This is a genomic window from Methylocystis sp. Sn-Cys (assembly GCF_016745395.1).
Taxonomy (GTDB): Bacteria; Pseudomonadota; Alphaproteobacteria; order Rhizobiales; family Beijerinckiaceae; genus Methylocystis; species Methylocystis iwaonis.
In genome coordinates this window covers 27,728-50,000 of the sequence record NZ_JAERVJ010000006.1, presented here as the reverse complement: position 1 = coordinate 50,000, position 22,273 = coordinate 27,728, and the positions used below count along the sequence as shown (strand labels likewise).

The window sequence follows — 22,273 nt, the reverse complement described above, 5'->3', positions numbered from 1 at the left end:
CCGCCCCGTCATCCGTCGCGCCGAGGTCGGCGCTTCGCGTAATTTTCCTGAATGATCCGGACACGGTCCGCCGCCGCCATCGCTTCGTCGGCGTCTTTCAGCAACGCTTCGGCGTCGGCGCCGCGGGCGATCGAATGCGCCGCCATGTGTCGCTTCAAAATCGCTTCTTCCTGCAAGCATCGCATGGCGTTCCAAAAGGCGATCTCGGTGTTTTCGGCCAGCCCCGCCATCAGCGCCTGCTCCGTGAAGGCGTGACCGGTATGGCACCGGAAACGCGCGGGCCTTCCGCCTCGCAACAGCGTCAGAGCGCCGTGGCATTCCGGGCATGTCAAAGCAGACGGCTCTCCGATCTGCCTCAGCGTCTCGATCGAGCCCGCTCCGCCGGCGAAGATTGCAGCCTCCGCCGCGAGATCACGCGGCTTGTCTGTCGGAGGCCGCGCGGGCTCTGCGATCATCCGGACAAGTTGCGGCCCGATCTCGACGAGCGGGAGGCAATAATCGACCTGGACATTTTTGAGCGCGCTCGACGGCATCCCCGGCGCCACGGCCTCTTTTGGATCCTGCACGACGGCCGCGCCGCCACACAGCTTGATGGCCTGCAATCCCGCCGTGCCGTCGTCGAGATAGCCCGTGAGCACCACGCCGATCAAGCGCGGCCCAAACACGAGCGCTGCGGATCGGAAGAGCGGATCGATCGCCGGGCGGGCGAGGTTCTCCTTGGGCCCCCGACTCAACCGGAGCCTACCATCTTCGCCGACCAGCAAATGACGGTCCGGCGGCGCTACATAGATTTTTGCGGGTTCGAGCGTTTCCTCGTCTTGCGCCGAGACGGCCGCCAGAGGTCCCGCACGATCGAGAATCTCTGGAAGCATCCCGGGGCTTGTGGGGGAGAGATGCTGGGCGATAAGCAGCGAAGCTGGCAAATCGGCTGGAAGCGTGGCCACGAGCGTTCTCAGCGCGTCGATCCCGCCAGCCGAGGCGCCGATGGCGATAATGTCGGACCGCTCCACGGGGCGCATGCTCTCTATTCGAGAAACGCAAGGACTCGCTTGCGCGCGCAAGCGGATCGCTGGATAAGCTAGCGCGCGAGGGAAGAATAGAAATGGTTGAGGATATCGACACGCTGCCCGCTGACGCGCCTCGGTTGCCTGTCGTCGGGATTGGCGCATCCGCGGGGGGAATTATTGCCCTTCAGAAATTCTTCGACGCGCTCGGGGACGATGTCGGCGCCGCCTTCGTCGTCGTCGTCCATCTCGATCCCGCGCATTCCAGCGAATTGCCCGCCATCCTTCAAAACCACACGCGGATGCGTGTCCTGCAGGTCAATGACCCCGCGCCTCTCGAGCCCAATACAGTCTATGTGATTCCGCCGAACCGTCGGCTGCTGGTCTCGGGGGAGAGCGTCGCGACCGGGCCTTTCGACGAGCCTCGGGGACAAAGAGCGCCGATCGATCTTTTCTTTCGCTCTTTGGCCGAGCACCACGGGGATGGCTACGCCGTTGTTCTCAGCGGCGGCGGCGCGGACGGCTCCATCGGCGCGCGCGCCATACAGGAGAAAGGCGGAATCGTTCTCGTGCAAGACCCAAACGAGGCCGAATTCCCTTCTATGCCGCGAAATGCGCTCGAAGGCGGCGCAGATTTCGTGCTTCCCGTCGCCGATCTGGCGCGAACCCTCGCCGGCTTGATCAGGGCGAGGGGGCATCTTTCGGTCTATGCGCATAATGATGAAGGCGATGAGGACTTCCTGCGTCGCATCTTGGCGCATCTTCGGTCCAGGACCGGCCAGGATTTTTCAGGCTACAAGCGCGCCACTCTGATGCGGCGCATCGCACGGCGCATGCAGGTCACGCACACTGAGCGGATGGATCAATATCTCGCCTATCTGCGAGACCACGCCGAGGAGGTGCATGCGCTTTTCAACGACCTGCTGATTTCGGTCACGAGCTTCTTCCGCGATCCGGAGACCTATGCCGCGCTCGCCAAGCATGTGATCCCGAGATTGTTCGATCATCAGCCGCGGGAGAACGCGGTACGCGTCTGGGTTCCAGCCTGCGCGACCGGCGAGGAAGCCTATTCCATCGCCATGCTTCTGCTGGAGGAAGCCGCGCGGCGCGAGCTGCGCCCCGATATTCAGATATTCGCCACCGATATCGACGAGGCCGCGCTCGCGATTGCGCGGGAAGGACGCTACCCCGCCGCAATTGCCGTAGACGTATCGGAAGAAAGGCTTCGTCGCTTCTTTGCGCGCGAAGGCGATCAATACCGCATCAGGCGCGAGGTGCGCGATCTCGTCGTCTTCGCCTCGCACAGCATTCTGAAAGACCCGCCTTTCTCGCATATCGACCTGATCTCCTGCCGTAACCTGCTCATCTATCTGGATCGCGATCTGCAGCAACAGGTCATCTCGATTCTCCATTACTCGCTGCTGGGGAAAGGCTATCTATTTCTGGGCACGTCGGAGAGCGCCGACAATCCGCCGGGTTTGTTCGCACCCGTCGATCGCGACTCCCATATCTATCGCGCCATCGACAGGCCCCGAGACAGGCTGCCGGCTTTGCCGCGCCTCTTCACGTCGGTGCGCGTTCCCGAGCTGCCCGGCGTTCCACGACCGCCGCGCACGCAAAGCGGCGTCGATTCCTCGCTGCATCGCCAGGCGCTCGAAGATCTGGCGCCCCCGAGCCTGCTCGTCGACGAGGGGCATCTGATCGTCAATCTCTCCGAAACCTGCGGCAAATTCCTGCTGCTCCCAAGCGGACCCATGACCAATGACGCGGCGGAAATCGTGCGGCCCGAGCTTCGGCTGGAGCTGCGCGCCGCTTTGCACCGCGCTTTCGAAAGCGACGAGCCGACGGTCAGCCTGCCGATTCCCGTGCGCTTCAACGGCGCGCCCAAGGCCGTCGTGCTGCATGTGCGTCCGGTCAAGCGCGATGACGCGCCGCGCGCCGCGCTGGTGATGTTCATCGAGGGCGGCGCCGCCGAGCCGGTTTCACCCGCGGGCGCCGAAGGAGGCGAGCAGTCGCGAGTCGTTGCTCAGCTTCGCGAGGAGCTGCACGCGACCCGAACGGTGTTGCGCACCACGCGTGAGCAATATGAGGCGGCGACGGAAGAGCTGCGCGCCGCCAATGAAGAGCTGCAATCCATCAACGAGGAATATCGCTCGACCGCCGAAGAGCTGGAAACGAGCAAGGAAGAGCTGCAGTCGATCAACGAGGAGCTTCAGACCCTCAACAATGAATTGAAACTCAAGCTCGAAATGGTGTCGCGCGCGCATAACGATTTGCAGAATCTGATGGCCGCGACGGATGTGAGCACGATGTTCCTCGACTCGAGCCTGCGCATCGAACGCTTCACGCCGCGCATCGCCGAACTCTTCAACATCGTCCAAGGCGACGAAGGGCGCCCTGTCACCGATTTCACCCATCGTCTGGAATATCAGGATTTGGTAGCGGACGCGCAGCGCGTGCTGGCCGACCTTATTCCAATCGAACGAACGGTGCGCACCGTTGCGGGCCGGTGGTTTTTGCTGCGTCTGCGGCCTTATCGGACCATCGATGACAAAATCGAGGGCGTCGTCGCGACATTCGTCGACGTCACCGAACACCGGGAAGCCGAGGCCGCCTGGGAAGCGCGCCAGCAAGGGTTGCTCAAGGAAATTGCCGATCGAGCCGAGTGTACGCTCGAGGTCGTGCGAATGCTGGCGAGCCATACGCTTGGCGACGGCCGGGCGACGCCGGACGCCTTGAAAGCGCTTCTGTCGGGCCTCGACGCGCTCTTGGAGACCAATCGATTGCTGGTGGAAAGCGACTGGCGGGGCGCGGCTGTCGACGCCATCGCCCGCAGGCTGCTCGCCGCCCACGGAGCTGAATTCATGAAAGCGACCCAGCTCGCAGGCCCTTCGGTCTTAGTCGCGCCCAGAGTCGCTATGGCGCTCGCCCTGGTTTTGCAGTCGCTCTCGCAAACGGCCGTAGAGCACCGCACCGAGGGGCACAAAAACGCGCAGGTGGAAGTTAGGTGGCAAACACGGACGATGGAGAACGGCGCTCAACTCCTGGAGCTGAAATGGACGGAGCGCGGCGCCGCCGCCGCGCCCGACTATGCCGCGGCAAGCGCCGCCTTTTCTGTTATCGAGCAAGCCGTGAAGGGCAGTAGCGCTCGCAGTAGCTGTGACGCTGGCGAGTTCCAATGTTCCATCGCCCTGCCCCTTACTTCCTAGCGCGCTTTCTCGCCGCTCGCATGATTTCCATGCGAGCGGAAAGCGCGCACTTTAAAAAGTGCTGAAGCGCATTCTTTAGCGAAAGACCGCGAGAAATCCTCGCGCAAGTTTTTCGATGGTCTCGCGCGTGAACAGGCTCGTCGCATACATCAGGCTGGCGCTGATCTCGCCTTCGTCGATTGCGAGGGAAAGGGTCAGCGGGCGCCGGACGAAAATGCGCGCGGCAGGCATGCGAGAGAGCCGCAGACCTGCAAGCTGCACGTTTTGCGGCGCCGCGTCCTCGACGACGAGGGCGGCGTCGCCGAGGCGTTCCGCGTCGGGGCCGTGGTCCTTTCGTAGAGCCGCGACGATCTCGTGCCACGGCGCATTCTGATGTGCGAGCGCGGCAAGGGTTGTTGCGCGCACGCATGGCGCGAGCTCCTCGATCGGGCGGTGAGCGCCATCGATGCGCAGCGGCAGAGTGTTCATGAAAGGTCCGAGCATTCGGTGCGTGGCCGGAGGGTGCCGGCGCGACACCGGAAGGGCGATGGTCACGCTCTCTCTTCCAAGTTCATGCGCGAGCGTCGACGCGAAAGCGGCGCTCAGCGCCATCGGCAAGGTTGCGCGTTCGCGCATGGCGCAAGCCTTCGCAGCCTCCACCGCGACGCGCGGAAGCGCGAAGCGCAGAATATCACCCTCCGAAGGAAGTTCGCCCGAGGCGCGCGGCCAATCGGTCGGCAGCGGCGACGTGAGGCCAGCTTCATACTCATGCCGAAAATGTTCGACCTGTTCGTCGCGCGTTTTCTGGGTGAGCCATTGACGCTCCCAATTCGCATAGTCCGCGTAGGACAGCGACGGATCGAGGAGGGGGAAGAGGTCCATTCCCTCCAGGCTGTTCGCGTAAAAGGCCCAAATTTCGCCAAGCAACATACGAACGGTTGCGCCGTCGGCAAGCATGCGGTGACAGCGCAGCCGTAGCAACCATTCTTCCTCTCCCTTCCGCTCGAGCGACATCTGAACAGCCGCTTGGCCATCAGCGGCATGCTCGAATGCGCGCCCCGCCGGCGAAAGGCTTTCGAGCTCGCAGCGCGAGATCTCAGGGATGGCGTCGAGAACGCGCAGCGTCAGCCCGCTGTCGGTCGGCGCGACGATTGTTCGCAATATGGCGTGGCGCCGCAACGCCTCTTGCATGGACCGAATCTGTCGTTCTTCGTCCAGCGGCCCCACGATGCGCACGCTCACGTCGATCCAGTTCCCCGGCGATCCCGGATGAGCCTGTTCCGCTGACCATGCGATTTCCTGGGCCATGGAGGCCGGCGTCGCAGTTCCCGCCGGCGCCTTTACAAGTTGTGGCAGGACGGCGAACGATCCGTGGCGGGCGCTTTCGAGCCGCGCCGCAAGAGCGGCCAGCGTCTGGTCCTCGAAAATGGCGTTCAGCGGCAGCTCCACATCAAGGTTTTGGTGAATGCGGGCCCGGAGCTGGGCGGCGAGCATCGAATGGCCGCCGAGAAGGAAGAAGTTGTCGTTCGCCCCAACGCGCTCGACCTTCAGCAAATCCCGCCACAGCGTCGCCAGGGTCTCCTCGACTCCCGGCCTCGGCGCGACGAACGCGACGTCCGTCGCGATGCGCGTCGGCGCCGGCAGCGCCGCGCGGTCGAGCTTGCCGTTCGGTGTCGTTGGCATTCTTTCGAGGGTCACGAAGGAAGACGGGATCATGTGCTCTGGGAGAATGCAACGCAAGTGATCACGCAGCGCTTGCGCGGAAACTTCCGCCCCATTGACGGTCACATAGGCGGCAAGGCGCTTGTCGCCGTCATCGTCATAGGCCGCGACCGCCGCCTCCTTCACCAGCGGATGATCGAGCAGGACGCGCTCGATCTCGCCGGGTTCGACGCGCACGCCGCGGATTTTGACTTGTGCGTCGTCGCGACCGAGGAATTCGAACAGGCCGTTCTCGTTCATGCGCACGATGTCGCCAGCGGCATAGAAGCGTTGCGGGACGTTGCTGGCGTCCTCGAATTCGAAGAAGCGCTCCGTGGAGAGAGCGGGCTCGCCGAGGTATCGGAGCGCGAGGCAGGCGCCGCCGATGTGCAACTGCCCGGCGACGCCGACAGGCGTTTGTCGCCGCTGTGCGTCGAGCGCGATCATCCGGATGTTCGCGCGTGGCCTCCCGATCGGCACGATCGCCTGCGGATCGGCTTCTGCCAGCGGATCGACCGGATGCAGGCTGACGATTCCGGCGGTTTCCGTCTGCCCATAAAGATTGAACCACCGAACCTTTTCGCCGACGAGCGCGCGCCAATCGCGCGCGAGCCCATAGCGCAGGGGTTCGCTCGCGGTAAGCAGGAGACGCAGATCATTGTCGAGGAGCGTGGCGCGCTCGGCATCCGGCAGCATCCGCAGCGAGTCGACCACTTGCCTCACGACCGAGGGCACGAGATCGACGATGGTCGCCTCCGCCGCGCGCACACGTGCAAGCAAGGCGAATGGATCGCGTCGTTCGTCATTGTCGGCGACGATGATTCTCGCGCCGGCGGCGAGCGGCGCCAAAATCTGCCGCATCGAGGACGAAAAGGCGATTGAAGCGGTGTGCAGCCAAGCGTCCGAAGGTCGCACATCGAGTTCGCGTCCCAGTGTTTGCGCATATTCGGCGGCGGCGCCATGCGAGATCACGACGCCCTTGGGCCGGCCAGTGGAGCCCGACGTGAACACGATATAGGCGGGATCCGACGGCCCCACCGCGGGCGCGAGCGGCTCGGCCGTCTCTTTTGCGACTTCGGGGCCGAGCGGCTCCGACACTTCGAGCGCAACTTTCGCTTCGGCGAGCATGTGCGCGATACGATCTTTCGGATAGGATTCGTCTAGGGGAACATAGATTGCGCCGGCCTTCATGACGCCGAGCATGCCGACGATCATATCGACCTTTCGTCCCGTCCGTACCGCCACGGCCGCCCCGGCGCCAATTCCTTGGCTACGCAGCCAGCGCGCCAGCCGGCGAGCGGCTGCTTCCAGCTCGGCGTAAGTGAGGCGGCGCTCGCCATCTTCGCAGGCGACGGCTTCGCCGCGCAGGGCTGCGACCGACTCGAAGAGTTCCGCGACCGTCAGCGGGCCGGCAAGCGCCAGCGGCGCGGCCGCTCGCCCGGCGGCAAGCTCCTCCGGCGTGAGCAGCGGGAGGGCCGACAGGCGGCGCGTTGGGTTCTCGACAATCGCGTCGAGCGCATTGAGGAAATGGCGCAGCAGGCGCTCGATCCTGGGCGCGTCGAACAGGTCGGTCGAATATTCGACATGGCCGGCCATTGTCGCATCGTCGAAGAGCGTGAATGTGAGATCACGCTTGGCGGTTTGCGTGTCGATCTCCTCGACCTCGATCTCGAGGCCTGGCAAAGCAGGCGGGTTTATCGCTGCCTGGAGAAGCAATTGCACGCGGAATAATGGGCTTCTAGCTCCGCCGCGTTCGCGCTCGACAGCATTGGTGACGAGATCAAATGGCGCTTCATGCGCCATCGCGCTCTGTAAGCGCGCGGCCAGACGGGCGAGCAGGTCGCGAATTTCCGGGTCTCCGTCGAGAAGGACTCGCAGGGGCACGGCATTGACGAAGAGGCCGATCAGACTTTCGATTTCCAGCCGCCCCCGGTTTGCGCTCATGGCGCCGACGACGAAATCGTCCTGACCCGTATGGCGCTGGAGCACTGCCGATAATGCAGCGAGCAATGGTGCGAACAGGGTAACGCGCTCGGATTGGGCCAGCTTGCGCAACGCGCGCGCGCGGTCGGCGCCGAGCTCGAAGCGTATTCGACGCCCGCGGAAGGTCGACGTGCGCGGCGGGGGCCGGTCGGTCGGCAAGGACAACGGAGAAATCCCCGCCAGCTCCGATTTCCAATAGGCGAGCAATTCCTCCAGCCTGTCGCCGCTGAGCCATTGGCGCTGCCATGCGGCATAATCGGCGTATTGGATCGGCAGTTCTGCGAGCGGCGACGGTTCGCCACGCTGATAGGCGCCGTATATGGCCGACAATTCCCGCAGCAGCACGCCGAATGACCAGCCATCCGTGATGATGTGATGCATTGTCACCAGCAGCACGTGGTGGGCCGCGTCGAAGCGCAGCAGCCGGACGCGGAAGAGAGGAGCGCAAACCAGGTCGAAGGGCGCGCCCGCCTCGCGTCGCTCCCATTCGAAAACTTCCGCCTCGTCGCGGACGTCGTCGATCGGAAGCGGAACATTCACCGTGGGTACAATTTTCGAGCGCGCTTGGCCGCGATCGGCGCCAAAGGCGGTGCGTAGCGCCTCGTGGCGCGCCACGAGCGTGTTCAGGCTGCGCTCCATGACCGCCGCATCCAACGGGCCGCGGATGCGCACGGCGGCTGCGACGTTATAGGCGCAGGAGGACGGCGCCAGCTCATGAAGAAACCAGAGCTGCTCTTGGCTGGAGGAGAGAACCAGCGGAGAGTCGTCTCGAGGAATGCGCGCCATCGGCGGCTGCCGCTTCGACTCGTCCCGCTGCGACTCTTCCCACCAAGCCAGCAGACGGGCGGCGAGCGTTGCGACGTCCGGGCTCTCAACGAAAAGCGCGACTGGCGGGGCGGCTCCGAGCGCCGCTTGCATGCGGCTGCGCAGCTCCATCGCCGTAAGCGAGTCCATGCCCATTGTGGCGAAAGCCGTGTGGGCGTCGACGTCCTCGGCGCTCATGTGCAGCGCGCGCCCGATCTCGGCCCGCAACCTTTCGACGACGATCCCGAGGCGTTCTCCTTGCGGCGCGTGGGCGAGCCAGGCGTCTGCGTCGCGGCGATCTGGTTCGGCCGATGCTGTTTCGGGGATATTGTCGCTCGGCGCGATAGCCGCCTCCGCGAACCGGCGCGCCGGCGTGAACCAGAATTTTTTCCGCTTGAACGAATATTTCGGCAGATCGACCTTGTTGCGCTCCCACGGTTCGTCGACAGCCTTGAAGTCGATCCGCGCGCCCGCGACATAAATCCGCCCGAGCGCTTCTTTAATCTGCCGCGCGTCAGGCGTGTCGCGCCGCAGCGACGCGACAGCCTGCGGAACTTGAGTGCCCTCGGGCCATGCCCTGAGCGCCATCCCCGCCAGGACGGGTTGCGGCCCAATCTCCAGCAGCACGCGGCACCCGAGCCCCCCCAAAGTCTGCACGCTCTGCGCGAATTGAACCGGCTCGCGCGCGTGTCGCCGCCAATATTGCGCGTCCAGTCGTGTCTGCCCGCCCAAAACTTTGCCCGTCCTGTTGCACACCAGCGTCCGCGTCAGCGCGCCACACGGCATCTGCGCCGCATAGGCTTCGAACGCGTCCAGCGCCGGCTCCAACAGCTCCGAATGGAAGGCATGCGAGGTCTCCAGCTCCTCCGCGCGAAGCCCCTCCTGCCGAAACAGCTCGACAAGCGCGCGGACGTCTTGCTGTGGGCCGCTGACGACCACATGTGCGCCGTTATAGGCCGCAAGCGAAAGGCGCGGGTACGCCGCCAAACGCGCCTCTACCGCCTCCGCCTGCGCAAACACAGCCGCCATCGACCCGCCGGCCGGCAGCGCGCCGAACAGCCGGCCGCGCTCCGCCAGCAATTGCGCGCCCTGCGCGAGCGTGAAAGCCCCGGCGACACAGGCGGCCGCATATTGTCCGACGCTGTGGCCCAGCACCACATCCGGCGAGACGCCCCAGCTCTCCCACAGGCGCGCGAGGCCCATCTCCACAGCGAACAAGGCCGGCTGCGCATAAGACGTGTGGTTGACCGCACCGTCGCTCGCAAACATCACATCGAGCAATGGACGCTCCAGCATGTCCTCCACAGCCGCCGCGCATTCATCGAGCGTTCGACGGTACACCGGCTGTGTCTCGTAAAGCTCGCGGCCCATGCCCACGCGCTGACTGCCCTGACCCGTGAACAGCCACGCGGTTTTCGGCGGGTCCGCCGACACGCCGCTATGAACGCCCGGCGACGAATGTTCCTCGGCGAAAGCTGCGAGCTGTTGCGCTGCGCCGGCGGGGTCCGCCGCGACGATTGCGGCCCGGCGCTCGAGATGGCTGCGCCCGACCCCCGCGGTGTAGCAGACGTCCGCCAGCGCCGACGCCGAGGGCAGCGCCTCGACGCGCCGCGCATAGTCCAGCGCCAGCGACTTCAGCGCCGGTCCCGTGCGCGCCGATAATGTCAGGAGATGCCACGGACGCTCCGCCGGCGCCGACGAGCCGTCCCGGGACGCCATCGCAAGAGGAGCGCTCGGCGCCTCCTCGATCACCACATGTGCGTTCGTGCCGGAAAAGCCGAAGGAGCTCACCCCCGCCCGGCGCACACGCTCGCCGCGGCGCCAGGGGCGCGCCTTTGAAACCACTTCCAGCGGGAGCCGTCGCCAGGGAATGTGCGGCGATGGCGTTTGGAAATGCAGGTGCTTCGGCAATAGCCCATGCTCCAATGCGAGCACGACCTTGATGACGCCCGCGATCCCGGCCGCCGCCTCGAGGTGGCCAATGTTCGTTTTCGTCGAACCGATCAGCAGCGGCCGGTCGGCGGTTCTGCCGGCTCCCAGAGCCGCGGCGGCCGCCTGCACCTCGATTGGGTCGCCGAGCGACGTTCCCGTTCCGTGCGCTTCGAGATAATCGATCTCCGCCGGCGCAAGACCGGCCTGCTTCAACGCGTCCTGAATCACCCGCTGTTGCGCGCGGCCGTTGGGCACGGTGAGTCCGCCCGACGCGCCGTCCTGGTTGACGGCGCTGCCGCGCAAAACCGCCCGGATATTGTCGCCGTCGCGAACCGCGTCCGAAAGGCGTTTCAAAACCAAAACGCCGCAGCCTTCCCCGCGCACATAGCCGTCCGCAGCAGCGTCGAACGTCTTGCATCGGCCATCGGGCGCAAGCATCCGAGCACGAGACATGCTGACCATGACTGCCGGCGTGAGGATCACATTCACGCCCCCCGCGAGGGCGAGGTCGCATTCGCGCAACCGCAAAGCCTGGCATGCTTGGTGAATTGCGACGAGAGAGGAGCTGCACGCCGTATCGACCGTCACAGCCGGCCCTTCGAGCCCGAGCCGATAGCTGATGCGTCCGGCGCCCACTGCCGGCGACGTGCCCGTGGCGAAATAAGCGTCCAGGGTCTCGGGCGCCGTATGCGTGGCCAGAAGACCGAGATATTCGTGCGTGCTCAGCCCCATCCAGACGCCTGTGCGCGAACCTTCGAGCTCGGTTGCGGCGATTCCGGCGTGCTCGATCGCGCGCCAGCTCGTTTCGAGCATCAGACGATGTTGCGGGTCCATGCTGATCGCTTCACGCGGCGCGATCCCGAAGAACTGCGCGTCGAATTCATCCACTGCGTCCAACAAACCCGCCCGACGCGTGACGGTTTTGCCGGCCGCGTCGGAGTCTGGCGAGTAAAAGGCGTCGGCGTCCCAGCGGTCCGCAGGGATCGTGGAGATCGCATCGCGTTCCTCGCGCAGCAAGGTCCAGAAAGAGTCGGCGTCTTCGCCCCCAGGAAATCGCCCTTCATATCCGATGATCGCGATCGGATCGCCCGTGCCGGCTTCGAGTTCCGAAACCCGTCGCCGAAGAGTCTCCAGCGCGACAACTGCTTTTTTTCTAAAGTCGAGATCGCTCATTTTTATCCTCGCGTCATTAAGCAATTGCACTGGCCGCGCCTCGCGCGGCCGTGAAAGACGAGCAGCTTTGCTCGAGGAGCTCGATCAGCAGTTGCTGGCCAGCGGGCGTCCGGAAATAAAAGTGGTCGCCTTCGACGAACCTCGATTTGAACCCTATGCGGCTATGCCTCCCCCATGCGTTCATTTCAGCGCGCGATGCGACAGGATCTGATATTCCGCCTACTGCGGTGATAGGACAGGGCAATGGACGCCGTTCCCGCCATAGGTACTGTTCGTTGATCCGCAGATCCGCTTGCAAGGCGCGGCCGATCATCGCGACATAGTCGGGCTCCTCGAGCAGCGTGGCAGGAATGTTGCGGTGTAATTCCGCGATCCGGAAGACGATGTCGCGAGTGGGGAGATGCGACAGCCTGGGCGTTCGGGACGCGAGGTGCGGGGCGATCCGGCCGGACACGACGAGATGCGCCACGTCAGCCGCGATGCAACCGTCGTCACACAAGCGATGCAGGACCTCGTACGCAAGCAGGGCGCCGAAGCTATGCCCAAAGACGACGAGGCGACGGTTGGCCAGCTCTGCGACCGCCGACGCCAGCGGCGAGACGAGGTCCTCTAGATGGCGCGCCGGCTCCTCGCGGAGACGGAACTCGCGGCCGGGCAGCGATGCGATGTACACATCCGCGCAGGCGCGCAATGGTTCGATCAACGATCGATATCCGACCGCGCCGCCGCCGGCCGAAGGGAAACAGATGAGCGCCACAGGCGCGTCTGCGGGGCCGGGCAACGGCCAGAGCCAGCCGGGAGCGCTAGAAATTGAAGGATTCATTGTCGAAAGCTCGCAATGTCAGTGAAAGTCAGCATCGAGGCGCCTGCGCGCCGCTGAGCAAGATCTGTTGAAAGCCCCGCTTCGATCGTGGACGCGTTCGCGCGCGGTTCGATCGTGAGCGGGGAGTTTTTTATAACGGCGTCGCTATCGTCGATCGATCTTCAGCGCCGCGTCTATGCTGTCTTCCAGCAAAGCGTCGAGGGCTGCTTCGTCTAGAAGGTCGATCTCCTGTTTGATCGTCGACTCCTCCCACGCCATCGGCGGCGGAACGATGCGCTTCTCGGAGCCGACGCCGAGCGCCTCTTCGCGGATAAGCCTCGCGAGCGCTTCGACCGTCGGGTATTCGATCATCAGCGTCACGGGGAACGAATGTTTGAACGCGGCTGACAAAGCGTTGCTCAACATGACGCCTTTGAGAGAATCGATTCCGAGCTCCATGAGCGGCGTTTTCCAGGTGACGCCTTCCACGCCGCATTCACGCTCTAGCCATTCCGCCAACCGCCGCTCCAGCACGCCCGGCTGGGTGAGGGGCTCGCCGGTCAAGTCCATGACCGGGACCTGCAAGGTCGAGCGCCACTCGTGCACCACGGACAAGGCGCCATCCTCCAAGGCGGCGCGACATTGCGCGCGCTGAACTTTGCCGCTGGAGGTCATCGGCAAGCCGAAAGGCCGGAGCAGCACGACGCGGTCGAGCGCCAATTGATGTTCGCGCGCCACGTTACGCCGGACTGCGTCGAAAACCTCGGCAGGATCCACGCTGCGCCAAGCGCCGCGGCTCAATTCCTGCACCGCAACGACATGCACGGCGTCGCCGTCCTCCACGCCAAATACCGCGCAGGCCCCCGCGCGAAGCGCGGGGTGGCTGGATTCCACCGTCAGCTCGATGTCCTGCGGGTAATGATTGACGCCCCGAATGATGATGACGTCCTTACGCCGGCCGGTTACGTAGAGTTCGCCTTCGTGTATGAAACCAAGGTCGCCCGTGCGCAGGAATGGACCCTCGCCTGCGGCGGTGCGGGCGCCGAAGACAGCGACCGATTCCGCCGGCTTGCCCCAGTAGCCCTGGCCGATGCTGCCGCCGCGCAGCCAAATTTCGCCCACGGTCGACGCCTGGACGTCGGCCAGCGTTTCCGGGTTCACAATCCGAATCTCTGTATCGAGCGCGGGCACGCCGGAGCTGACCAGACGCTTTGCCTGCGGAGTCTTTTCGTCACACAGGATCACGCTGCCTTTGCGCAAGGCCGTCTCGTCGACCGTGCGCACGATCGGCGGAACAAGGTCGCGCTTGCCCGAAACAAGAAGAGTAGCCTCGGCAAGGCCGAAAGCCGGCGAGAGGCGTTCCGGCCGGAAGCCCGCGGGAGCGAATGTGGCGATGAAGTCGGCCACCGTAGATGCGCGCACGGGCTCGGCGCCGTTCCACGCCAGATCCCACGACGAGAGGTCGAGTCCGTCGACGCCCTGCGTGCGTGCGGCGTCGACGCATGCTTGATAGCCAAAGTTGGGGCCGCCGCCCATGGTGCCGCGAAAACGCGTAAATGCGCGCATCCACCGCATTGGATTCTGAACGAAGCTCGCTGAGGCCATCAAATAAACCGAGCCTCCGGCCCAGGTGGGCTCGAGCGCCCCCGCCACGAGCCCCATATCGTGGAACAGCGGCAGCCAGCTAACGCCGACGGAGTCGGGCGACGATCCGAGCCCGTCTTGCAGCGCCCGCAGATTGCTTGCCAAATTGCCGTGACTTATCATCACGCCGGCAGGCGCGCGCGTGGAGCCGGACGTATATTGAAGAAACGCCAGGTCTCCCGCGCCGCGGGCGATCTCCCGGAATGCGTCGCTTCGATCCGGAAGTCTGTCCGTCGCCACCACCGACACGGAGGCGGAGTCGCCTGCCTCTACGAAACGACGCTCGATCATGTCGGCGTATTTGTCGATCGTGAGGACGAGCTTCGCGCCGCTGTCGACCGCGATGAGCTCGAGCCGCCTATCCTTGCCATGCGCGAGCGGCAGGGCCGCTGGCACGGCCACAGCCCCGGCGTAGAGGCAACCATAAAATGCAGCGAGGAAGTCGAGGCAAGTCGGATAGGCCAGAATCACTCTGGCCCCCTCGGCGCCACGTTCCTGAAGAAAGGCGGCCATCGATCGCGCTCGGCGGTCGAGTTCCGCGTAGGTCCAGGAGTCGCGGACTTCGAGATCGTCGTCGAGGAAGGCCAGGGCCAGCCGGCTGGGATTGGCCGCAACATGGCGCCGCAGACGGTCCGTCACCAGATCTTTGTGATTTGTCGGGTTAATTGAGCTAATCATTTGCTGTATCCCAAAATGGCGCGATCGTTCGTTCGCCTCGCCGGCTGTCACGGCGAGAGCGTGCTTCGTTGATTTTTGCTTTGCCGCGCTCGGGTCGTCGTTTCCGACGACCACGAAACGCTTGCCCGGCGTGGGACTTTAAGCCGGCGCCATCAGCTTCTTGAGTTTGAGCGCCAGCCCCATGTCGCCGTCGACTTTCAGCTTGCCGGAGAAAAACAATTCGCGACTGTCGACCTCGCCATCGGCCAGCCGGATAAAATCGGCGGCGCCCATGCGGAAGGTACAGTCGGCCGCTCCGTCGCCTTCAAAAACGCCGGGCGCCTCCGTCAGATCGAGCACGAATGTGCAGACGGCGTCGCCATTGAGCACAAATTTGTACCGGACATTGGCCGCGCTCGCCTGTTCCTTGTTCGAAAAAACGATTGCATTGGCTCTTTCCAATATTTCTTTGACAGTAACCATGAGAGGCCTCCTCGTATCTCGAATGTCCGCTTACTCCGGCTCGGGTTGAAATTCGTCGATCTGCGACAGGATGCGCTCGTCGGGTACGGAAAACACGGCGGGCGGCTCCCCTCTCTCGATGCGGGCAATCTCGCGCGCATAGAGCTTTCTCAGCAGGATGATCGCCGCATCGGAGCTTCCCAGGCGGTTCTTCGAACGGTCGGGGATGACGCCCTGTCCCTTGAGAACAATGCCATCTTCGATGAGCACGAGATCGGGACGAGAGTCGACGTCTTCCCAGCGTATCCGCCCGGACAACACGGAATCGACGACATTCTCGACCGAGGGCAGCGTTTCCACGTATCGCAGGCCAGCGCGCACGCCGTCGGCGACGTTGCGTCCCTCCTCGGGGGACAGATGTGTTGCGATGAAGATGAAAAACATCTTGTGGCTGACGTCATCGATCGGGACGTTCCAAAGGAAGCTCTTGAATCCCCGCAACACCCCGGCGCCCGAATTGAAATACAGCATGTTGGGCATGAACAGCGCCAGCTTGCGCAGGTAGCCGCTCGGGAATGACGTATATTGCATCAGACCATAATCGGTCGCGCGCGCTGCGGAGGCCGGGATTTCACCCGCGTTGCCCGCGTCCTGATAGATGCCCTCGGCATGGACCCAACGCTGGTGAACGTCGTCGACCGTGTTCTCCAGGTCGTGAAAATAATTCCATTTGCGCTGTTCCACGACATGGAAATAGCCGTAGCGCTCCAACCCGGGCCAGCGCGGCAGCGGCGGCGCAGGATCGGGACCCAGATAGGCCCAGATCAAACCAAAATATTCCTCGACCGGATAGCTGCGCAAACGCACTTTCGACGAGAAACACTTCGGCTCGAAGGGCTGCTCGACGCACTGGCCGGAAGCGTCGAACTGCCAGCCGTGATAGCGGCAACGAATGCTGTCGCCCTCGACTTTGCCGACCGAGAGCACGAGCCCTCTATGCGGACAGCGCCCCTCGACGATGTGCGCGACATTATCTTCGCCGCGATAAAGCGTGAGCTCCTCACCCAGGATTTTCACCGGCACGGGATGCGCGACTTTGAGTTCTTCGGAAACAAATACGGGTTGCCAAAAGCGCCTCAGAAGCACGCCAGCAGAGCACCCGGGTCCAGTGTGCTCGAAATCAACGTCTGTCAAACTACTCATTTCAGCATCCTCGAGTTGTGACGCAGTTGCGCGATCAACTAGCGGAGCCAGTTAGGCCTTCCCTCGGGCGTTAACCTGTGTGCTAATGCACATGAGACGCGCTGGCGGGACTCCGCCTCGAAGAACCATTCGGGTTCGACAGAGACTCTAGCTAATATGACTCGCAGAGCGTGGCGCTGGCGCTGAAGCGCGACTCTGCGTCATGGCGTTTCAGGGTGTCTGCTCTAATATCGTCGCAGATGTTTCGCGCCTTTCCGAGACGGCGAAAACGGGAAGCTTTTCACTTCTGCCTCTCACGGCGATATGCGCGAGCTTCTGCACATCATATCGATCCGAGACCCTCTCCGCGGTTTCCGGTCCGACGATGACGCCGACGCCGAACTCTTTCGTCAGGCCCTCTAGTCGCGAGGCCAGATTCACTGTGTCGCCAAGCACAGAGTAGTCGTAGCGCCAGCGCGACCCGATGTTGCCCACCACGCATACCCCCGTGGCGACTCCTACCCCGACGGCGAGGGGCACATGGGTCGGGTCTTCGTCCGCAAGCTGCGTATTGAGGCGTGCGACCGTCTCTCCCATCCGAACGGCTGTGGCGACGGCGGCGTGGGGGTGGTCAGCGACAGGGACCGGGGCGTTCCAGAACGCCATCACGCAATCGCCCATGTATTTGTCGATGGTGCCGCGCGTCGCTAGCACTTCGGCGGAGAGCGCGTCCAGCAGTCGGTTGATGATCGTCATGAGCTTGATCGGATCATCTTTGAGACGCTCGGACAGGCCTGTGAAACCGCGCACGTCGCAAAACAAAACGGTGATCTCTCGCCGCTCGCCGCCGAGCTGGAGCGCTTTCGGGTCTTTCATCAACTCTTCGACGAGCGCCGGCGCGACGTAGCGCGCGAAGGCGTTGGAGATCTGCGCGCGCAGACGCCGCTCGCGCGCATAGTCGAAACCCACGCGCGCCCCGTAAGCGCCCACGACGGCCAGGGCCGGAGCGACCGGGGCAAGCCATAAGCGCCCATAGCGGAGCAGCAGATAGCTTCCAATGATCACAGCGATAACCATCAGAGCTGGCTCGGCCGCCTGACGAAGGGCCGTCTGCCCCGTGCGAAAGCCTGCGCCGATCCACGCCGAGAAAAACACAGCGAGACTCAACACGCTCTGGCTCACCGGCGTCGTCCACAGGCGGTAACTCAGATTGTCGAGAATTGTCGCGTGCAGCTCGATGCCCGCGGTCATCGTGGCGTCATGGATCGTGAAGGGCGTCTGGAACGCGTCCGTCGCGCTGCTGTCCGTCGCGGGCGCCGCCTTCAGGCTGAGGCCAACGAGCACCGTGCGGTCTTTGAAAAACCCGGCGGGGAGGAAGCGTTTCGGATCGAGCGCCTGATAATAGGAGACGGTCGGATAAGTTCTGGCGCCGCCGAAGAACTGTAGCAAAGCGCCGGGTGGGCTTTTCTTCGCCGTCTCGCCGCGCGCTCTCAGGACGGCTTCGATGAAGCTTTCCTCGATGGGCGGCGCCCGCCGCATCACGCCGTCCCCGTCGAGGTTCACAGAAGTGTCGCCGGATCTGGCGCCGCCAGCCAGCAGCATCGAAAGAGGGTTCACGCGAGAGACCTGCGTGCCCTGATCCATGTGGATGACGTCTTGAACGGCGGCAAGCACATTGTCCGCGCCGAGCGCCTGCGCCAACACCACATCGTCCTCCGGATCGGCCGGCTCCGCGAAGAGCACGTCGAGCGCCACGACGCGGGCGCCCGCCGCGCGTAGCTCTTTCACGAGGCGCGCATGGAGCGCGCGCGGCCAAGGCCAGCGCGCTCCGACCTCGGCGAAGGAGGGTTCGTCGATCGCGACAATGACTGCGCCTGGCGCCGGCGGCCTCGCCGGCCAGAGAGTCGAAAGCAGGTCGTACGCCCGCGCCTCGGCGAACTGCAGGTCGGCGCGCGCATGCAGCGCCGAGAGGAGAACGGCGATGAAAATGGCCAGCAGCAATCCACGGCGCGATGGATGCGCGCGGGCCCATGCGTTCATGACGCGCGACAGCATGTCGCCCATGCGCGCGCGGGCCCCCGACAGACGCGCTCCGCCGAGCATCAGAAGCGGACCCTCACGCTTGCGGCGAGGGTGCGCCGTTCACCGGCAACAGCCTCGCTCTGAGCGCGCGCCGCCCATTGATCATATCGCCTGTCGAACAGGTTGAGCACCGAGAAGCCGAAGAGGAAACGGCGGTCCTGCGTTTCGAAGCTCGCGCTCAGATCGGTGGTCCACAACGGCTTGAGCTCGACTCCTCCCGGCGCGTCGAAGCGTCGGCCAATGTAGTTCTGGACGACGCTGAAACGAAGGCGGCTCGGGTGAACGAAGGTCAGACCAGCCCGCCCGAAGCGCTTGGGGATGTAAGGTACGTCCACGGCGTCGCCGTTGACGTCGGTTGTCCGCGAGCGGGCGAGACCGACTGCGCCGAACACGCCGACGCCATGTGTGAGCCAGAGGTTGGCGCTCGCGCTCAGAGTATCGAGGCGCGCTTTGGCGAGGTCGAAGGTCTCGAGCGTGTCGGGAACCCCTACCCTAAGCCCAGAGGCGCGCTGGCGCTGGTATTCCACCGAAGTAAAAATCTGTGATGTCCATTCGGCGTCGTAACGGAGCGCCGCCGTCTCTTTGCGCCCGGCGAGCAGGAGCGGGATACTGTTCGGGACGAGACCAAGCGTCGCGACCGGCGCCAGCGAGAAGCTGCTCGGCAGTTCCGTGTCGCGTCGCCAGGCCGCCCGCAACCACTGGCCGTCAATGGGCGCGAAGCCAACGCCAACGCGTGGATTGACCCTTGTTTCGACCGATGTGTTGCTCGTATCCAGTCGGACGGCTTCGAGGCCAGCCTCCGCCTGAAAATTGTCGATCGGCTGCCAGGTGGCGAACGAATAGAGCCGGCCGGCGGTGAAATTGACGCTGGCCGCATTGTTCACCAATTGGGTCGCCTGAGTGTCGAAGGCAGGAATGGTCAGCCTCAGGAAATCGTTCTCGGCGGCGCGCGAGCGGCCAGTCTGCATTTCAACGCCGCTACGCAACGTAAGGTCGCCCACGCCGAACAAGTGGCTCGCGGCGGCTGTCAGCGTATCGGTTTCGACCCTGCGTCTCACTTGCGTCTCGAGAGTCATCGGAAATAGGTTGAAAAACGGGTCGAGCAGGGCGGAGATAGCAAAGCGGCGGTCTCGAAGCTCGGTGCGCGTTCCGACGACCGCCATGTTCAGCACGTCTCGATAGCCGAAGGTGTGGCTGTAGCCCGCGCCAGCTTGGCCCGCGCGAATTTTGCGCCGATCTTCATCCGCGAGAGTGATCGCCGGCGAGATCAGGTCCGGCTCGACGGCGCTCGCGGCGCTCCAGAACAGAAACCGGTCTGCGGCGTTCGGGGCCATGCCGACAAAGATGCTCGCGTTCTGGGTTTTCTCGCCTCCCGGATAACGGTCGGCGCGATCCATTGCGCGAGTCTGCGAGGCGTTGATAGAGACGGCGGTCGGAAGCGGGTCGTTGGCGAACGCCTGCGCCGACGCCTCGCTCCACCAGCCGCCTGATCCGCCCCGGTTGATCCACGACCCGCCGATCTCCACGTCGAGAAACGGGCGTCTCAGCAAATCGATACGCCCAAGCCGGCTAGAAACCGCCAAAGGGTCGAGTAGAAGTCCCTGGATAACGAAATTCCCGGCAACGTCGGCGTGCTCAGCGCCATTGAGCTCATCGAGCGTGGATAAAGTGAAGAAAGGCCGTGTTCGGCGGACGGCCGAATAATCGAAGTAACTGACCGCCGTGAAAGGATCGGCGACGCGATCGGTGTAGAAGCGCGCCCACTCGTCGAGTCCCAGGAGCCGATAGGCATCGCCCAGATAGCTTCCTCCTGTGCGGGTGGCGGCCAGGGCGGAGAAAAACCCGCCCCGGTTACGATAGCGGCGCACGGCCTCGCGGGCGTTGAGAATCGCCGCGTCCGCGTCACGCTGGTCGATGGCGATCGCGGTGCGCGCGATAGAGGTGACGGGATCGTTCTTGTCCAGGCGGTCGGCGTTGTCGAAGGCCTGGGCGGCGACCTGGAGGTCTCCAGACTGGTATTGGACGATGGCGGTCATCAAGAGCGCTTGCGCCGAAGCGGGATTGGCCGCGCTTCCCGCCAGCACATATTCCAGCGCCTTGGTCATATCGCCGGTCTGCAGGTAATAGCGGCCTTTCGCCGTGTAGGCTGCGTCGAGGGACGGGTCGAGTTCGAGCGCCCTGTCGATCAATTGCCCCGCCTCCCGCACGCGGCTCTGATCCAGCAGCACGGTCGCGAGATTCGCGTAGGGGACCGGGTTATAGGGATCTTCCGCGATCCCCCGACGATAGGCGGCCTCGGCCTCGAGGTTCGCGTCGCGCGCATATTCCGCCAGCCCGAGCGCATTCCAGACGCTGCTCGAACCCGGCGCGAGACGGGCGGCTTCGGTCAGGTCGCGAACCGCGCCATCTAGGTCGTTATCGATCAATCCTTTGAGCGAGCCTGAGGCGTACAGCGCCTCTGCGCTTGTCGGGTCGATCGCGCGCAGTTGCTCGACCATCGCGCGCAGCGCGCTGCGCCGATCCATAAGCACGGCAATCTCGGATGACAAAAGAACCGTTCTGAGGTCGCGCGGATGCGTCTTCGTCGCCAGATCGAGGATCGTCTGAGCCTCGCCGATGGTTTTGCCGAACGCGGTGACATAGGCTGCGCAGAAGCTTTGATTGGCGTCGCCGGCTTTGGGCCAGGGCAGCAGCTTCTTGGGATTCGCCAGCGTCGCCGCCGCGAAATATCCGCACTCGGCCTCCTCCCGGCGCGGCCCGCTCAGGGAGCGCGCCGCGCGTGCGAAAAGCGTCGCGGCTTCGGCGTAGCGCTTCTCCGAGCCGGCGACGATCGCCTCGACAAGATCGAGCCTTGCTCGCAGAGCGCCGACCGAGCCGCCGCCCTCTCGACCTTGCAAGCGCTGGTGTGCTTCCGCGATTGCGTGTTGAAGCGTTTCGCGTCGGTCGATGTTGACGCCGGTTTCAGCTATGCGCAGCCAGTCCTCCGCCGTTCTCGAGGCGGGGGGGATGGCGGTTAGACGGGCCAGCTCGGCCTGACGCCGACTGCCTTGCAGCGGCGACGCCAAAAGCTGACGGAACAAATCGCGCAGCTCCACATAGAACAACATCTGCTCGCGGTCGTCGGAGCGTACGAGGACCGTCTTCGTGGGCTTCTCGCCGATGCGTGCGCTCGCCGCCTCCCCCTGGCGCACTATCACCGATCCCTGCGGATTGGAGAGTTCGATCTCCCCTTCCATGACGACGAGCGCCGTGCGGTCGCCCTGGACGTTGAGCGACCAGTCGGTGCCGCGGATGGCCGCGGCTGCGGCCGGCGTGTTGACCTTGACGCCGGAGCCCCCGCGGGAGGCCCGGGCCCAAACCGCGCCCCCCGGAAGCGTGAGTTCGGTCGTTCCTTGTTCCGGGCTCGACGCGATGGCGTTGACGACGAGGGTCGACTGGCGGCCGAGACGAATTGTCGTCTGGTCGGCAAAGGTGATTCCCAAAGCGCCGAGCTCGCCGGTCTTCAGCGTGTCGCCGCCGAGGACATCCTGCGTAACCACGGCGGGACGCCAATGTCCTTCGCGCATGATCCGCAACTCTTCGCCGCCCTTGGCGGACACGATCACGCCGGCGCGCGGCGGCGGTCGGGGGAACGGTTCCTGGGCGTAAGCAACCTGGCT

General features: G+C 64.3%; 9 protein-coding genes. 1 reads left to right on the top strand and 8 read right to left on the bottom strand.

Translation table 11 applies throughout. The features are described from left to right. Positions 1-8: 8 nt before the first annotated feature. Positions 9-1,019 (bottom strand): chemotaxis protein CheB, encoded by a 1,011-nt coding sequence (locus tag JJT62_RS12700; protein WP_202073142.1) that lies wholly within the window; start codon positions 1,017-1,019, stop codon positions 9-11. Positions 1,020-1,102: 83 nt separating this feature from the next. Between JJT62_RS12700 and JJT62_RS12695 the strand changes: the two genes are divergently transcribed. Next, positions 1,103-4,213, top strand: a complete 3,111-nt coding sequence (locus tag JJT62_RS12695) for a chemotaxis protein CheB (RefSeq protein WP_202073141.1) — start codon at positions 1,103-1,105, stop codon at positions 4,211-4,213. 75 nt (positions 4,214-4,288) lie between these two features. On the opposite strand, the gene JJT62_RS12690 is transcribed toward JJT62_RS12695, so the two are convergent. The 7 genes from JJT62_RS12690 to JJT62_RS12660 all read right to left on the bottom strand — a co-directional run bounded on the left by JJT62_RS12690 (position 4,289) and on the right by JJT62_RS12660 (position 22,180). Further along, positions 4,289-11,785, bottom strand: a complete 7,497-nt coding sequence (locus JJT62_RS12690; RefSeq protein WP_202073140.1) for a non-ribosomal peptide synthetase/type I polyketide synthase — start codon at positions 11,783-11,785, stop codon at positions 4,289-4,291. A gap of 16 nt (positions 11,786-11,801) precedes the next feature. Beyond that, positions 11,802-12,608 (bottom strand): thioesterase II family protein, encoded by an 807-nt coding sequence (locus tag JJT62_RS12685; RefSeq protein WP_255537267.1) that lies wholly within the window; start codon positions 12,606-12,608, stop codon positions 11,802-11,804. Positions 12,609-12,752: 144 nt separating this feature from the next. Next, the gene (locus JJT62_RS12680; protein ID WP_202073138.1) at positions 12,753-14,909 is read right to left on the bottom strand and encodes an AMP-binding protein; all 2,157 of its coding nucleotides are present in this window, start codon (positions 14,907-14,909) and stop codon (positions 12,753-12,755) included. Positions 14,910-15,047: 138 nt separating this feature from the next. Then, on the bottom strand, positions 15,048-15,371 hold the full coding sequence (locus tag JJT62_RS12675; protein ID WP_202073137.1) for an SCP2 sterol-binding domain-containing protein: 324 nt from the start codon (positions 15,369-15,371) through the stop codon (positions 15,048-15,050). Between the two features lie 30 nt (positions 15,372-15,401). Continuing rightward, complete coding sequence (locus JJT62_RS12670) at positions 15,402-16,553, bottom strand: Rieske 2Fe-2S domain-containing protein (protein ID WP_202073136.1); 1,152 nt, start codon at positions 16,551-16,553, stop codon at positions 15,402-15,404. Between the two features lie 210 nt (positions 16,554-16,763). Continuing rightward, entirely contained in the window at positions 16,764-18,635 is a 1,872-nt protein-coding gene (locus JJT62_RS12665; protein ID WP_202073135.1) for a CHASE2 domain-containing protein, read from the bottom strand. Next, positions 18,635-22,180 (bottom strand): FecR domain-containing protein, encoded by a 3,546-nt coding sequence (locus tag JJT62_RS12660; protein ID WP_202073134.1) that lies wholly within the window; start codon positions 22,178-22,180, stop codon positions 18,635-18,637. Before JJT62_RS12660 ends, JJT62_RS12665 begins: the two co-directional genes overlap by 1 nt. Positions 22,181-22,273: the final 93 nt, after the last annotated feature.

Excerpts from the sequence above, each read along its gene's own strand:
- JJT62_RS12690 (WP_202073140.1), bottom strand. The coding sequence starts at position 11,785 with ATGAGCGATCTCGACTTTAGAAAAAAAGCAGTTGTCGCGCTGGAGACT.
- JJT62_RS12665 (WP_202073135.1), bottom strand. The coding sequence starts at position 18,635 with ATGCTCGGCGGAGCGCGTCTGTCGGGGGCCCGCGCGCGCATGGGCGAC.
- JJT62_RS12670 (WP_202073136.1), bottom strand. The coding sequence starts at position 16,553 with ATGAGTAGTTTGACAGACGTTGATTTCGAGCACACTGGACCCGGGTGC.
- JJT62_RS12675 (WP_202073137.1), bottom strand. The coding sequence starts at position 15,371 with ATGGTTACTGTCAAAGAAATATTGGAAAGAGCCAATGCAATCGTTTTT.
- JJT62_RS12685 (WP_255537267.1), bottom strand. The coding sequence starts at position 12,608 with ATGAATCCTTCAATTTCTAGCGCTCCCGGCTGGCTCTGGCCGTTGCCC.
- JJT62_RS12695 (WP_202073141.1), top strand. The coding sequence starts at position 1,103 with ATGGTTGAGGATATCGACACGCTGCCCGCTGACGCGCCTCGGTTGCCT.
- JJT62_RS12680 (WP_202073138.1), bottom strand. The coding sequence starts at position 14,909 with ATGATTAGCTCAATTAACCCGACAAATCACAAAGATCTGGTGACGGAC.
- JJT62_RS12700 (WP_202073142.1), bottom strand. The coding sequence starts at position 1,019 with ATGCGCCCCGTGGAGCGGTCCGACATTATCGCCATCGGCGCCTCGGCT.
- JJT62_RS12660 (WP_202073134.1), bottom strand. The coding sequence starts at position 22,180 with ATGCGCGAAGGACATTGGCGTCCCGCCGTGGTTACGCAGGATGTCCTC.